At 39.1% G+C, this 15,244-nt stretch carries 14 protein-coding genes and 1 pseudogene; 11 read left to right on the top strand and 4 right to left on the bottom strand.

Annotation, left to right across the window (positions count from 1 at the left end; translation table 11 throughout):
- The first annotated feature begins 18 nt into the window (after positions 1 to 18).
- The 7 genes and pseudogenes from TOL5_RS13405 to TOL5_RS22500 form a co-directional block, all read left to right on the top strand.
- The gene (locus TOL5_RS13405; protein ID WP_121774839.1) at positions 19 to 834 is read left to right on the top strand and encodes an alpha/beta fold hydrolase; all 816 of its coding nucleotides are present in this window, start codon (positions 19 to 21) and stop codon (positions 832 to 834) included.
- Positions 835 to 856: 22 nt separating this feature from the next.
- A complete protein-coding gene (locus TOL5_RS13400) occupies positions 857 to 1,651 on the top strand; it encodes an SDR family oxidoreductase (protein ID WP_121774840.1) in 795 nt (264 codons plus the stop codon).
- Positions 1,652 to 1,660: 9 nt separating this feature from the next.
- Positions 1,661 to 2,452 (top strand): aspartate dehydrogenase, encoded by a 792-nt coding sequence (locus TOL5_RS13395; protein ID WP_009587244.1) that lies wholly within the window; start codon positions 1,661 to 1,663, stop codon positions 2,450 to 2,452.
- Positions 2,453 to 2,464: 12 nt separating this feature from the next.
- A complete protein-coding gene (locus TOL5_RS13390; protein ID WP_121774841.1) occupies positions 2,465 to 3,931 on the top strand; it encodes an aldehyde dehydrogenase in 1,467 nt (488 codons plus the stop codon).
- Between the two features lie 38 nt (positions 3,932 to 3,969).
- The gene (locus TOL5_RS13385; protein ID WP_121774842.1) at positions 3,970 to 5,610 is read left to right on the top strand and encodes a thiamine pyrophosphate-binding protein; all 1,641 of its coding nucleotides are present in this window, start codon (positions 3,970 to 3,972) and stop codon (positions 5,608 to 5,610) included.
- 162 nt (positions 5,611 to 5,772) lie between these two features.
- Complete coding sequence (locus TOL5_RS13380; protein WP_121774843.1) at positions 5,773 to 6,966, top strand: hypothetical protein; 1,194 nt, start codon at positions 5,773 to 5,775, stop codon at positions 6,964 to 6,966.
- A 244-nt stretch (positions 6,967 to 7,210) separates the two neighbouring features.
- Positions 7,211 to 7,327: pseudogene (locus tag TOL5_RS22500) on the top strand (IS5/IS1182 family transposase); the annotation flags it as partial.
- A 429-nt stretch (positions 7,328 to 7,756) separates the two neighbouring features.
- Here the strand turns inward: TOL5_RS22500 and TOL5_RS13375 are convergent.
- Positions 7,757 to 8,200: a hypothetical protein gene (locus TOL5_RS13375; RefSeq protein ID WP_121774844.1), complete on the bottom strand. Its 444-nt coding sequence runs from the start codon at positions 8,198 to 8,200 to the stop codon at positions 7,757 to 7,759.
- 625 nt (positions 8,201 to 8,825) lie between these two features.
- On the opposite strand from TOL5_RS13375, the gene TOL5_RS13370 reads away from it, so the two are divergent.
- Both TOL5_RS13370 and TOL5_RS13365 read left to right on the top strand, forming a co-directional pair.
- Complete coding sequence (locus tag TOL5_RS13370) at positions 8,826 to 9,278, top strand: hypothetical protein (protein ID WP_005029733.1); 453 nt, start codon at positions 8,826 to 8,828, stop codon at positions 9,276 to 9,278.
- 28 nt (positions 9,279 to 9,306) lie between these two features.
- Complete coding sequence (locus tag TOL5_RS13365; protein WP_046760085.1) at positions 9,307 to 9,840, top strand: hypothetical protein; 534 nt, start codon at positions 9,307 to 9,309, stop codon at positions 9,838 to 9,840.
- 215 nt (positions 9,841 to 10,055) lie between these two features.
- Here TOL5_RS13365 and TOL5_RS13360 read toward each other — a convergent pair whose 3' ends face one another.
- Positions 10,056 to 10,454 (bottom strand): hypothetical protein, encoded by a 399-nt coding sequence (locus TOL5_RS13360; protein WP_121774845.1) that lies wholly within the window; start codon positions 10,452 to 10,454, stop codon positions 10,056 to 10,058.
- Positions 10,447 to 11,787: an MFS transporter gene (locus TOL5_RS13355; RefSeq protein WP_121774846.1), complete on the bottom strand. Its 1,341-nt coding sequence runs from the start codon at positions 11,785 to 11,787 to the stop codon at positions 10,447 to 10,449. The genes TOL5_RS13360 and TOL5_RS13355 overlap by 8 nt, the downstream gene beginning before the upstream one ends.
- Before the next feature lie 100 nt (positions 11,788 to 11,887).
- Between TOL5_RS13355 and TOL5_RS13350 the strand changes: the two genes are divergently transcribed.
- Positions 11,888 to 12,781, top strand: coding sequence for a LysR family transcriptional regulator (locus TOL5_RS13350; RefSeq protein ID WP_058970734.1), 894 nt, complete (start codon positions 11,888 to 11,890; stop codon positions 12,779 to 12,781).
- A gap of 174 nt (positions 12,782 to 12,955) precedes the next feature.
- Here the strand turns inward: TOL5_RS13350 and TOL5_RS13345 are convergent, their stop codons facing one another.
- On the bottom strand, positions 12,956 to 14,185 hold the full coding sequence (locus TOL5_RS13345; RefSeq protein WP_151780983.1) for an MFS transporter: 1,230 nt from the start codon (positions 14,183 to 14,185) through the stop codon (positions 12,956 to 12,958).
- 147 nt (positions 14,186 to 14,332) lie between these two features.
- Between TOL5_RS13345 and TOL5_RS13340 the strand changes: the two genes are divergently transcribed.
- The gene (locus tag TOL5_RS13340) at positions 14,333 to 15,118 is read left to right on the top strand and encodes an AraC family transcriptional regulator (protein ID WP_121774848.1); all 786 of its coding nucleotides are present in this window, start codon (positions 14,333 to 14,335) and stop codon (positions 15,116 to 15,118) included.
- Positions 15,119 to 15,244 lie beyond the last annotated feature (126 nt).

Here is a 15,244-nt window from a genome sequence, read left to right as displayed (position 1 = left end):
ACCGATATAAGGAATGAAATGATGACACTGATTGATGTATTAGCCAAATATCCAGTTAAAACCGTAATCGTCAAGGATGATGTGCAAGCTTACCGCGAGGCGGGACAAGGGCAGTACTTGGTTTTACTACATGGCATTAGCTCAGGTTCAGCATCTTGGATCAATCAGCTTGATGTACTCAGTCGTTATTTTCATGTGATTGCTTGGGATGCGCCAGGTTATGGTCAATCAGCGGGTTTAAATACGTCTCAACCGAATGCAACAGATTATGCGCAACGTTTATTTGGCTTGTTGGACGCTTTAAATATTTCTAAGGCAATTTTGATTGGTCACTCCCTTGGCGCTTTACAGGCCAGTGCTTTTGTTCATCTTTATCCTGAGCGGGTGAGTGCCTTGATTCTGGCTAATCCAGCGCAAGGCTATCAACGTTCGAGTGAAGATGTGAAAACTCAAGTTTATCAAAAACGTCCGAATATGTTGAAAACATTGGGTAATGCAGGTATGGCGGCATGTCGTGGACCGTATTTGATTTATAAACAAGATGATCAGGCTTTAGCTTTGGTGAATGAAGTGATGAGCCATCTCAGTTTAGATGGTTTCACTCGAGCCTCTTATTTGCTTGCTTATGATGAAATCAGAAATTATTTAACAGCAATAAATGTTCCTTGTGCAGTGATTGCCGGTGATAAAGATGAAATAACTCCTGCAAAAGCAATCAAAGAACTCAACCTAGAGATGCAATTGGGTAGTTACCATCTCATTACAGATGCAGGTCATCTGAGTTATGTCGATCAACCTGAACAGTTCAACAATATTGTTTTATCAGTCAATTAAGATTTAAACGAGAGATATGGATATGAGCTTCCACATAAAAGGAAAAGTAGCAGTTGTCACAGGTGGCTCGTCAGGGATTGGTTTGGCTGCAGTCGAAATTTTAGTTGCTGAAGGCGCCAAAGTGGCATGGTGTGGTCGAGACCAACAACGTTTGACAGCTTCGCAAAATTCTATTTTAGAAAAATACCCAGATGCTGAAGTTTTTACCAAAATCTGTAATGTTCTAGACAAAAATGATGTTCAACAATTTGCTCAACAGGTCAATCAGCAACTCGGCAATGTTGATATGTTGATCAATAATGCGGGTCAAGGGCGTGTTTCAACTTTTGAGAATACTCAAGATGAAGATTGGATGAAAGAAATTGAATTGAAATATTTCAGTGTATTACATCCAGTTCGCGCATTTTTAAATGATTTAAAACAGTCGCAATGTGGTTCGATTACCAATGTCAATTCCTTATTGGCGTTACAACCAGAACCTCACATGATTGCAACCTCATCTGCACGTGCAGCTTTACTAAATCTAACACATTCTTTAGCTCATGAATTCAGTCAATACGGCATTCGTGTCAATTCGATTCTGTTGGGCATGGTGGAATCTGCGCAATGGAAACGCCGTTTCGAAAACCGTTCGGATGCAAACGCAACGTGGGAACAATGGACAGGCGATATTGCAAAAAACCGAGGTATTCCCATGCAGCGCTTAGGTAAGCCAGAAGAACCTGCACATGCTTTGGTATTTCTGGCATCACCTTTGGCGTCTTATACCACAGGTGCAGCTTTGGATGTATCAGGTGGTTTTAACAAACATTTATAAGGTATTTCCATGAAACAGTTGATGATGATTGGTTTTGGCGCAATGGCCGCAGAAGTGTATGCCCATCTACCTCAAGAATTACAACTCAAGTGGATTGTTGTACCTGTACGGAGTGTTGAAAAAGTTCAGGCACTTGTTTCAAGCAATGTACAGGTGATCAGTTCAGTTGATCAGTGTCATGGCACACCAGATTATGTGATCGAAGTGGCAGGGCAAGCAGCAGTGAAAGAGCATGCACAAAAAGTACTTGAAAAAGGTTGGACCATTGGTTTGATTTCGGTGGGAACTTTGGCAGATAACGAGTTTTTGACTCAACTCAAACTTACGGCTGAGCAGCATCATGCACATCTGCATTTACTAGCAGGCGCAATTGCAGGAATTGATGGAATTTCAGCAGCCAAAGAAGGCGGGCTGGAAAAGGTCACCTATAAGGGCTGTAAGAGTCCAAACAGTTGGCGTGGTAGCTATGCAGAACAGTTGGTTGACCTTGAACATGTAAATCAAGCAACTGTGTTTTTCAAAGGCACAGCCAGAGAGGCGGCGTTGAAGTTTCCAGCCAATGCCAATGTTGCAGCTACGATTGCGCTTGCAGGCTTAGGAATGGATCAAACTATGGTTGAGTTAAGTGTTGATCCGCATATCAACAAGAACAAACACACCATTGTAGCGGAAGGCATGTTTGGTGAAATGACCATTGAATTGATGGGTGTGCCGTTGGCAAGTAATCCAAAAACTTCAACATTGGCTGCATTGAGTGTGATTCGTGCATGTCGTAACAGCGTTGAAGCAATTCAGATATAAAAGGATTTGATCATGGTAAAGCAAATTTATATCGCAGGTGAATGGCGATTAGGCAAAGGCAATATTATCCAAAGTGTGTTTCCAGCTGATCAATCTGTAAATGCAGAAATTTCGACTGCAAGTTTGGATGATGTTGATGAAGCAATCAAAAAAGCAGATTTAGCATGGCGACAACCAAGTTGGCGCAACAGTATGCCGCATGAACGTGCACGAATTTTATATAAAGTGGCTGAGATCATTGAAGCACGTGTCGAAGAACTAGCCCAATTACAAACCCGTGACAATGGTAAACCTTTAACTGAAACGCGTGCTTTGGTCATGAGTGCAGCTGCAACAGCACGTTATGTGGCGGCGGCTTGTGAAACGTTAAATGATGAATTAACAACACAACGTGCAGCAGATTTCATGACCATGAGTGTGCATGAACCTGTGGGTGTTGTTGCAGCGATCACACCGTGGAATTCGCCGATCGCCAGTGAGGTGCAAAAACTTGCCCCTGCAATAGCGGCTGGAAATGCAGTCATTCTTAAACCCGCAGAGGCAACCTCTTTAATCGCTTTGGAACTTGCCAAAATCTTTGAACAAGCTGGCTTACCCAAAGGCTTATTAAGCGTTTTGGTGGGGCGTGGTTCTGTGATTGGTGATGCAATCGTAAAACATCCATTGGTACGTAAAATTTCATTTACTGGGGGGACAACAACGGGTCGTCATTTGGCACATCTTGCTGCGGAGAAATTAATCACCACTTCTTTAGAACTTGGTGGCAAATCACCGACCATTGTATTGCCAGATGCAGATATTGAATTGGCTGCTAAGGGGGTGGCTTACGGTATTTTTAGTTCGGCAGGACAGGCGTGTATTGCAGGTTCACGGTTATTTGTTCATCGCAGTATCTATGATCAGTTTCTCAATCGCTTGATTGAAATTACCAAAGCTTTACGTGTAGGGCATCCTGAGACTGCAGATGTGCATCTCGGTTCTTTAATTAATCAAAAGCATTTGGCATCTGTGGATGCATATGTCCAATTGGCCAAGCAAGAAGGTGGTCAAGTCGTAGTAGGTGGTCAAGCGTTGACGGATGGTGAGTTGGCAAAAGGCAGTTATTACTTACCGACCATTATTACGGGTTTGGATAATGCTGCACAAACCTGTCAGGAAGAGATTTTTGGTCCCGTGTTAGTCGTCATCAAGTACGACGATGAGGCTGATTTGATTACCCAAGCCAATGCAAGTTGTTTTGGATTGGCCGCAGGTATTTGGACTGAAAATTATCGTAAAGCGTGGCAAATTGCTCGTGCTTTAGAGGTGGGGACAGTTTGGATCAATACTTATAAAAAATTCTCGATTTCGGCACCGTTTGGCGGATTTAAAGACAGTGGTATAGGTCGTGAAAAAGGTCGTTTAGGCATTTTGTCTTATATGCAACAAAAAAGTATTTATATGGGATTAAGCGAACAGCCAAATCCTTGGTGTGATTGATCTATTCATGGAATGAAAAAATTTTTGAGGAACAAATAATGACAGAACGTGTAAATGTAGGTGAAGCAATCGCGCGAGTTTTAGAGGCGCATCAAGTCGAGAGTATTTACGGTGTTATCTCGATTCACAACTTACCGATCGCTGATGCAGTTGGACGCCGTGAAAAAATTCGTTTTGTCGCTGCTCGTGGCGAAGCAGGTGCGGTGACAATGGCAGATGGACATGCTCGCTTTAAAGGTTTAGGGGTTGCCTTAACCAGTACAGGCGCAGGGGCAGGAAATGCAGTAGGATCATTGATCGAAGCAATGAATGCAGGTAGTCCAGTTTTACATCTTACTGGGCAAGTGGAACGTGAATATCTTGATCGTGATGCCAGTTTTATTCATGAAACTAAAGATCAGCTGACTTTTTTACGAGCATCCAGTAAAGCTGCATTCCGCATTACCAGTCCAGATAATGCTGTAGGGGTAATTCGTGAAGCAATTCGTGTCGCAACAACTGTACCTATGGGTCCTGTCAGCGTTGAACTGCCTATAGATGTACAAGCGGCTGAAATCGATTTACCACTGAACTTAGGTCCAGTAAAAGCCCTGGAATTACCACAGGCTGAACAAGTTGAGGTCGATTTGATTGTTCAGGAAGTTAAACAAGCCAAACGTCCGATATTTTGGATTGGTGGTGGGACATTGAAAAGTGTGGAAGAAGTTAAAGCCATTGCTGATTTGGGAATACCTATTGTGTCGTCTACCCATGCACGTGGTGTATTGGCAGATGATCATCCTCGTAGTTTGGGAGCATTTCATAATTCAGCAGCAGTTGAACAACTGTTAAAAGACGCTGATTTATTGGTTGTGGTCGGTTCGCGTTTACGCAGTAATGAAACGAAAACTTATTCAGTACAGTTTCCAGACAATATTATCCAAATCGATGCTAATCCAGTCGCACAACAGCGTAATTACACTGTACGTCACTTTGTCTGTGCTGATGCTAAACATGTGTTGCAAGGCGTAGTGGCTGGCTTAGCAGATGTATCAAAAGTAGATGCAGAATACGATAAAGCCATTGTTCAGGCAAAACAGGCAGCAATAGATGCTTTACGTACTCAGTTAGATCAATATGCCCTGATTTGTGATTACTTACGTGCCGCATTACCTCAAGATGGTATTTTTGTCCGAGATATCACCATGTCGGGCAGTACTTGGGGCAGCCGTTTATTTCCAGTACAAGCACCAAATCTCAATATTCACTCTTTAGCAGGAGCCATTGGTCTCGGTCTAGCAACTGCGATAGGTGCTTCAATTGCCAATCCAGACAAGAAAGTGATTGGTCTAGTCGGTGATGGCGGCTTGATGTTGGGTATCGGTGAGATTGCCACCATGGCACAAGAAAATACCAATATGGTGCTGATGATCATGAATGATGGTGGTTATGGCGTGATGCGAGGTATCCAAAATAATTACTTTGGTGGACGCCAATATTTTAATGAATTACATACCCCTGACTATCAAGCTTTAGGAGAAGCAATGGGAGTCAAAAGCTGGAAAGTCGGCAGTGCTGATGAATTTAACACAGTCATTCAGCAAGCCGTTGATTTTCAAGGTCCAAGTGTGATTGAACTGGATATGAAGTCGATTGGACCACTGAACTTTGCAGGACCACCACAAAAGAAATTGTATTAATTTTTAGATGAACATCTGAAAAAGCTATCACAAGAGATTCAGATGTTCATTGATTTCACAAGGAGGATTATTTTTTTTGCATAAAAATCAATAAAAACTATGTTTTACAGGTAAAACAAGAAAACCAACAGGATCGTTGGTAAAAAATTGAAGGAATCAGCTATGAAAAATGCATCTATAGTCACGTTATCTGCCGTATTATCTTTAGGTTATATGTCTCACACTTTTGCCCAAAACACAGCGCTTGAGTGGAAAAGCGAAGATCAAAGTGAAACCTTAAAGCTAGATGGTGTGATACGTTTTAATCATCGTTATGAAAGTTGGGATGGTCCCAATGTTGGTTTTGGTAAGCTCTATTTCGACATTTTTAAAATTACACTTACGGGTAAATTTGATGATGCTTATCTCAATGCATCTTATATCTTTCAAGATCAAGAGAAACGATCGATTGAGAAAGCTTATGTTGGGTATAACTTTGATGAAAATAAGAGTTTAGAGGCAGGTTTTGTCTATAAACCTTTTACCATTTATCCTTATACTCAAAATGGTTGGCTCAACCATATCCCTTTCTTTTTAGGTTATGGCAATAACAGTGCGCCAGGGATGAATTGGAATTTTCATAACACAGATTGGGATATTAAATTGGGATATTATCCTGAAATGTTGGCAACTAATTTGCGTTATTCACCAGAGAGTGCCACATATGATGATCTCGCCGATAATGCTTTCCCTACACAAAAAAATTATCAAAATGAAAAGCGTCATCAATTTAATACGCGTATTGTTCGCAAGCTAAAAACAGCATTTGGTCAGCAAGAGTTTGGCGTTTCAGGTGCATTCGCGCAATTGCACAATAAATTGACGGATAAAAATGGTCAGTATTATGCGTTGGGTGTGCATACTGATAACAATTACAAACGCTTTAATTTACAAAGCTCAGTGATTCATTATCAATATGATGCTGAAAATCCTGATGGTGTGAATAATGATATGACTTTGATGGGAGGAAATGGTTTAACTCCCGCTTATTTCATTGCTTCAGAAGGAACCGTTGCAAGTTTAAACCTTGCCTATGTTTTGCCCATTCAAAATTTTGGACAATTAAAAGCAATCCGCTTCTATAACGACTATAGTTATTTTGATAAAAAGCGGAGTGATTGGGCTTCATCACAGATGAATACTACGGGAATGATGTTTATTGCTTCACCATTTTTGGTTTGGACGGATTACTTATGGGGTAAAAATGCCAATGTTGTTGGTGGCGCAGGTAATGCAACTGGCTGGACTTCTGCCTCATCAGATAAAAGCGATCAATGGAGTTATCGGATCAATTTAAATATTGGTTATAGCTTTTAAATAAGGAGTGAATTTAAACATAAAGTGCGAAAGATTTAAAAGTCTGATGATAATCAAATAATTGAGTTTATTATTTTTATTAGACTTGTTGCGAAAGTAGGTTTTTTAGTCATTTAGGTTTTATTTAATACCTTATAAATCAAAAATCATATCTGCTTAAATTTTGACTAGTGCAAGAGGTCTATTATTTAAAATTTAAGTGGCTGTACTAGATTAGCACATTGCTAATCTAGTACAGCCCCTTAATTCAAAATTAAAGACGTTTCGGATATTGTCTGAGTGGTATAGAAATAGGTGTAAACGCTTTGGTTTAAGAATGAATTTGATAGCCGGATTAATCAATTGGATGATTAAAAAATGATTTTCGCAAAAGATCTACTGATTAAAAAGCTTTGTTAGCTTTGAAAAATATACTCTAATGTGAGTTCGACGCAAACATACCTTTAACTTATTGAAAAAAATAAGTCTCAGCGGAGTCTTGCTGAGTGTTCATCCAATTTTTAGATCAGCCTGTGGCTAGCCATACGTTGTTTTGGCATGAGGAGCGAAGCTCCGCAAGGCAACCATCTTGCGCAGCGACATCGCTGCTCACCGCAAAACTCGTCAACCAATAGTAATACATTTAATCTGTCGCAGAAACAATATCTTATAAAAGTAGTCCTGCCTCGAACAGTTGCGGATGACGTTTCCGAGTATCATATTTCATCAAGGATTTTTATCGAACTCAGGTTACTCTAAATGAGATCAAGCAAAACCGTGCTCTTAATGCATTTCAAGTTTAAAAATATGATTATGGTTTTGGTGAAAAAATAACATCAACAGATGAGCGACCACTTTTTTCATATACATAAGGTCCAATAAAGCTTTTGTTTGGATTTTTAGCAAAACTTCGATGCCACGCTCTTAATTTATTTTCAGACAACCATTCTAACTCTAAAGCATTATTGGGATGCCCAAAGTCGATGGTATTCACTGAAAACTGGTTAATCGACTGAATAAAAGCTCTACATCTTTCAGTTTCACCCTTTTTTAGTACCGATACTTGAACTTGTGTTGCACCACCAAACATCGCATCATTTGCGCGGCATTGAAGTACCTGAACATGATAATGACCTTGAGGTGAGGGGAGGTCTTTGACAACTTTATTGACACTGCTCGATTGACATGCAGATAAAAGTAGCATCAATGTGGTTATTCCAAGAATTTGTTTTATATTGATTTTATCTAATTGCATCGTATAAGCCTTTTGCATATTGATAGATGAATCTTTGTTATAATCCCAGAAAGTTTAAGCAAAATAGCATCAAATAATTTGATTTTTGCACAACAGACTAGTGTCAGTATTGCATAATATTTCAATAAATATGAAATAAAGTTTTTGATCAATAATTCTATTTTTTTAAATTATTTTTCATGTGTTTATTTTTTTAATTATGTCACATATGTTTGGCAATATGAGAAATACCAAAATCAGATTTACAAAAAAATGATATAAATAAAAGCGTACTTGCTGAAAAATAAGCAGAAGTTTTAAGCTAAGTTTGAACCTTGGATAAAATATAGATATTTATTTCAACAGAAAAAGGATCAAGTATTCGCTGTATATAGAAAATTTTTTATGTAAAACGCATTCAATTTTTTAAGTTATGTATTTAACAGTTTCACATAATTTTAAAGATTAGATGCTCAATAATCTCAACATGATGAGTTTTGTTCGGATTTATACATTTAGATGATTGGATTTGGGCTGAATGATTCAGAAAACATCGCATCAAAAAAAATGGAACAATGCTTTAGATAATTTCATGATAGATCAGCTACTTGTGCTGAAAATAAATCACTTGTTCAAGGACAACAGGATGAAAATCAAAAAAATTTTACTGGCAGCTATTTTAAGCTTTCCGCTGATCGCACACGCAGAAGGTCTAAAGTTAAAGAATAGTACAGGTGAGTTTGATCAATACACAGGACAAATCACGGTCAGTGGCGAATATTCATATTATTTTGAAGATGAAGTTTTAGGGGATGTGGTTTGTTTTCATCCTTATGCACCTTCGGATAAATTGATTCCACGGACTTCGAACGATCAGCGTTCACGATGGTTCTGTTTTACCCAGTCTAGTCAAGCCATCAATGCGTTTAAAATTAATAAAAAGTCTAAACAAGGTTATGAGGGTTACACGGGGCATGCCACGGTGACTGTTGGTGATTATGCCGTATATAGGGGTGAGAGTGAGGGGTTTGATACTGCAAAACTGATCTCTGTCAAGAAAGCAGAAGCACCAAAACTTGTGAAAAAGTCAGGTTATTAAACAATACAATCTAGATAAAGGATCAATGATGAAAACGATTAAATTTTTAATTGCAGGCATGTTAACTATCCCACTATTTGCTGAGGCAAAAACCTTACAACAATGGGAACAATGTGCGGATAAGGCTGGTCGCAGTGTCAATGTGCAGGAAGTTGGCAATATTGGTTATGAAGCTGAAATCAAAAGACAGTGTGGTACACGCCCAGTCGCCACTGCCGGTATGGCGAAACCAGATGGAAAACTACCTTATGATGTGATTCAGGCAGAACCTTGGAAAAAGAAGTTTCAACAACTGACAGGCAAAGAATACAGCAAAGTTAAAACATCGTTGGTGGTATCAAGCGCAATGAAACGTGAGGGTGATTGGCTAATTGGTAGCGGTTATGATCCTAAAGGGGCAGGCGCGAGCAAAGCTGTGATCGCCGTCAATACCAAAACAGGAAAAGTTATGGCTTTGATGAGCTCTTATGATGGTGTGCAATATTTTGGTTTTGATGAAAACACAAAAAATATACCTCGCAAATTACAGCAATGGATTAGCGAAGAAGTGGCGGCAGGGTAAATGTTGTATCTTGTTATTTTCACAGATTATTTGATGCCGTGTTAAGCACAAAGTCATTATAACTATGTGTAAATGCATGACGATTTGATTTTAAAAACGGGACTATATAGACATATAGTCCCATTGTCTGCTAATGGGGGTTTTGGATTTTTTTGATTTGAAACCATTTGCTAAAACTGATCGTCAATATAAGCAGTTATTCTCTCCACTTATGATTAAGTTAATTGTACTGGCGTTTCATGTAGATATACCCAATAGCATTGATCATCTTCAATTTTGATACACACTGTGGAAATCCTTAATGTATGTAATTGATCAAACTGTTGATGTTCTTGGTATTGAATCCAGTAATGATTTTCAAATTCAAATAATGGGGTAATATTTAAGGGTGTGGTTTTTAAAGACGGTTTTTTCCCTACATTTTCGTTAAATAATGCAGTGATTTCAGTTAAATTAACACAATGTCCCTGAGTCGTAATCATTTTAAAATTTTGATCAAAACTTGCTAACAGCTTTTTTAAGCTTTCTTGAGCATTGGGATTACTAAAAACGTCTTCAATCCAGATATGCAAGTCAATCACATTTTGGATCGCATCGTTCATTGTTTTAAACATGAGTTTTCTCCTTAAAAATTGAAATTAAAGACAGTGCGCACAAAAGTGCTGCGATGAGAAAAGTATATTGGTAATGCAATAAACGATTTGAGATGGGCAAGACACTAAAGATAGAAAGAAGAACTACAGTCCCTATGCTAAAAGCCACTTGGCGATTGATGTTCCACAGCACACTTCCTTGTAATAAATCTTGACCAGTAAAATCTTCAAGTGAACTGATTTGGGCGATATTGGCACTTAGTCCACCCCCCATACCCATCAGCAAATATGCAAAAAATAATAGAATTAAATCAGTCGCATGGCTTACCCAAAATAACAGTCCTATGCCTAAGCTATGCAGGGTGATTCCGATGACAAACAACGTTTTTTTACCAAAGCGATGATAGAGAAACCCACCACTTGTCATGCAGACGAGTGCACCTGTTGCATAGAGCAACATAAACAATCCTGTTTGTTTGGCATTAAAACCAAGATTAAATTGTAAATTAAAAATATTGAGTAAATTCACGCCAGTAAAAATGCCAGGTACTGCATAATAGACAATAAATGCTGTCCGTAAATTACAATTCTTTAATAATTGCAGATTGAGAATGGGAGCATGACAGTGCGCTGAATGCCGCAAATAAACAATAAGCATCAAGACTGAAATTGCGAAGCTTGTGATCGCAAAGAAAATATGATGTAGATCTGTATAGAATGAAAATGACAACAATAGACATAAAAGTCCGATATTGATGAGAATCACGCCTTTAAAATCAGGGTGTTGATCGGACTGATGTTGCTCATCACTTACCCAGTACCAAGCTAGGCATGCGGTCAGTAATGAAAATGGGAGGTTTGAAAAAAATACCCAGCGCCAAGAGAACGTATCTACAATGATTCCCCCTAGTGTTGGGGAAAACGCAGGAGCAATTAAAGCAATCGCCATAATCAGGGTTGAGATACGTTGCCGTTCATGATTAGGGAATAAGCCAAATACCAATGCCTGCCCAACAGGAATCAATAATCCACCTGAAACTCCTTGGATGAAACGCCAAAAAATTAAACTGTAAATGGAAGTGCTAAAACCAATGAAGCAAATACTGAACGAAAACAATAACATTGAAAAACAGAGTAGTTTTCGGTATCCCATTAGGCTTGAAAGCCACAAACTGATTGGCATGATCAAGACTAAACCAAGAATATAGGCATTGCTTACCCATGCAGTCATGGACGGAGTGACTGAAAATATTGTTGCTATACTGGGTAGCGCAATTGCTGACATAAAAATATTGATGCAATCAATAAAAAACCCAAGTAAAAATACTGTTGCTATTTTATAACGATAAGACATAGCGACCTCCAAGACGATGGAGCGTACGATGCCAACCTTTTAATGTCGATGCATACACAGTAAAATCATTGTTTAATAATCTCAAACAATGATTGATTCCATGCAGAAGAATCTCAAACAAATTACCAGCTTTTTACAGGTGGTAGATTCTGGTTCATTTACCAAGGCTGCTGAAATTTTGGGGCTTAGTCGATCAATGGTCAGTATTGATATCAAACATTTGGAGCGGTCGTTAGATGCAAGTTTGTTAATCCGAAATACTCGCAATATTGCTTTGACTGAAATAGGTAAAAATTTTTATGATGATTTCAAACAAATTCAATTACAGATTAATGAAGCTTTTGAACGTAGCCAAAATTTAGCAACCAATGTAGCAGGTGTTTTGAGATTTTCTTCGACCAACGAGTTTGGGCAAAAATATATTTTGCCGCTATTGGGAAAGTTTTGCCAACAGTATCCTAAGCTGCAACTACAATATACTTTTAACTCATCATTGGATGATTTAGTGACTGAAAAATTGGATTTAGTCATTCGGCTTGGAAACTTAAAAGATTCATCGTTAAAAACCCGAAAAATTGGTGAATACTCAATTTATTTAGTTGCTACTGCTGAGTTTCTAGCAAATCATCCAGTCAATCAGATTGCAGATTTAGCTCATGTGCCTTGGATTGGACACAGTTTATTAAACTGGCAGGATACCCAATATGTTTTACAAAACCGTGGTGGTGAACAGTACGCTTTACCCTCTGTGAGGTACCAATACGAATCTAATTCAGCTGAAGCGATTCATCAAATGGCTTTGGCTTCTATGGGCGTTGCAATTTGCCCAGCGTGGTTGGTTGAAGATGATTTGCAACAAAAGCGATTGATTCGTTTATTGCCTGATTTTGATTTGCCTGTACAAAATATTCAATTGCTCTATTCAAATACCCGTTCTTTACCCGCTAAAACACGTGTTTTTCTGGATTTTTTAATTGAACATTTGTCGCTGTGATCAGCAAAGTAAACCAATATTTTATAGCATGCCGATTGTAAGTTTGGAACTAAGTTAGCCTTAGTTTTGATAAGTATGAAAAAATGCAAAGAAGCAACTTGAGTTTTATGATGAAAGGGTAGTTTTTTAGAAAAGATCAGTAAAGACATTGCTTTACTGATCATGAGATTTACTTTATTTCTGTTGTGTATTTGGCAGTAAAGCAGTCATAAATCCTAATAAAGGAAGAAATGAGCATAATTTATAGACCCAGACAATTCCATGTGTGTCTGCTAAATGACCCAGTCCCGCAGCACCTACACCACCAATTCCGAACATCAAACCAAACATTAAACCTGCAATCATGCCGACACGCCCTGGAACGGCTTCCTGTGCATATACCACCAAAGCCGAAAAAGCAGAGGACATCACCAAGCCAATAATTACGGTGAGTACCGCTGTTCCTGTTAAACCCACATAAGGAAGCATGAGCGCAAATGGGGCAACACCTAAAAATGAAACCCAGACCACAGATTTTCTTCCGATTCGATCACCAACAGGACCTCCAACAAATGTTCCAAGTGCGACCGCACCGAGAAAAATAAATAAATACAGTTGAGAGGTTTGAATGGAAACATTAAAGCGTTCGATCAAATAGAAAGTAAAATAATTGGTAATGGCTGCAATATAAATAAATTTGGCAAACATCAAAATACAAATCACCGACATCGCTTGAATGACTTGGTGGCGGGTGAGTTTGGAGGTTTTTTGTTGACTTGCAACACCTTGTACTGGTGCTTGTTGCAGCAACCATTTAGTCACACGTAACAACACAAAGATCGCTAAAGCAGCAACAACAACAAAAAGCCCAATGGCTCCTTGACCATTGGGGATGATCACGGCTGCTGCCACTAATGGACCTAATGCTGATCCTGTGTTGCCCCCTACTTGAAACATCGATTGTGCTGTACCAAAACGACCACCTGAAGCAGTACGAGCAATACGTGAGGCTTCAGGGTGAAATGTTGATGAACCAACACCAATCAGCGCTGCTGCGATCAATAAGCTTTGAAAGTTGCTGGCGATAGCAATTAAACCGATTCCGACTAAGGTGACTCCCATACCTGCTGGCAATAAATACGGTTTTGGATGTTTGTCAGTATATAAGCCAACCCAAGGTTGTAATAATGATGCAGTAATTTGATAAACCAAAGCAATCCAGCCGATTTGCGCAAAACTGAGCGAAAACTCTGCCTTTAACATCGGGTAGCTTGCTGTAACGACGGCTTGAATAGAATCATTCAATAAATGGGCAATCGCGATGGCACCGACAATGCGCAATACAAACTTTTGCGGATAATCATCTGACGGAATTTTTTCTTGGGTAAATGGAGTTTCGACAACGGTATTGCTATGACTTGGCATGATTTCTCCGACAAGCTCTATATGCTTGCAGCATTCGATAAAAGGCTTTGTTTCTGAGTGTTTTTATCCTAAACTGAAGCTTCATTGACCCACAATCATATTTGGGACATAAACTATCGAGTTCGGGTCATTTTTAAGAGAAAAATCATGCGAAATATTCGGGTGCGTGATGCTGAAGATACAGCGCGTATTGTTATGGCAACAGGGAATGATTACCCAGACGGTACAATATTACCCAGTCATAGCCATAAAAGAGGGCAATGCTTATATGCAATTACGGGGGTACTAACGGTCAATACAGATCTTGGAAGTTGGGTTGTTCCTCCCCGTCGTGCATTATGGATTCCCAATGGTATACAGCACGAAGTCCATATGCGTGGCATCACCAAAACTCGCAGTGCCTATATTGTTCCAGAAGTGGCTAAGAAAGCAGGGTTGTTAGAATACTGTGCGGTCATTAATGTTTCTCCCTTACTGCATGAACTTTTATCTGCGGCAATAGATATTCCTGTGGAATATGAACTGGATGGCAGAGATGATTATTTAATGCAATTAATGATTAAAGAAATTGCGATCATGCCTGAATTACCGCTCAATGCACCTTTGCCTCAAGAAGCAAGGTTGAGCGCATTATGTTTAGAGATTTTAAAAGCACCCAGTTTAGATAAAGATCTTGATCAAATTGCAAAACAAGTCGGGATGAGTCGACGCCATTTCACTCGAATCTTTAGACTACAAACAGGAATGAGTTTTAGCCATTGGCGACAACAGGCATGTTTATTGAATGCATTAATGCGTATGGAGTTGGGTCAACCCATTACCCATGTTGCAATGGAGTTAGGCTATAGCAGCAGTAGTGCTTTTACCGCCGCATTTAAACGCTCATTAGGTCTTGCTCCCAGCTTTTATTTACAGGGAAAAAATTCTGAGTAAATCAAAGCACGACAGCATATTCATATCGGTTGAGTTGAGACTAGATTTCCATCATTTAATATATCATCAAACCACCTGATTACTCATACATACGCTTTGATATCAAACATTTATATGCAATGAACT

The sequence above is a fragment of the Acinetobacter sp. Tol 5 genome, from assembly GCF_019702905.1.
GTDB lineage: Bacteria > Pseudomonadota > Gammaproteobacteria > Pseudomonadales > Moraxellaceae > Acinetobacter > Acinetobacter bereziniae.
The sequence above is the reverse complement of the archived record's forward strand: the minus strand, read 5'-3'. Positions and strand labels throughout refer to the sequence as shown.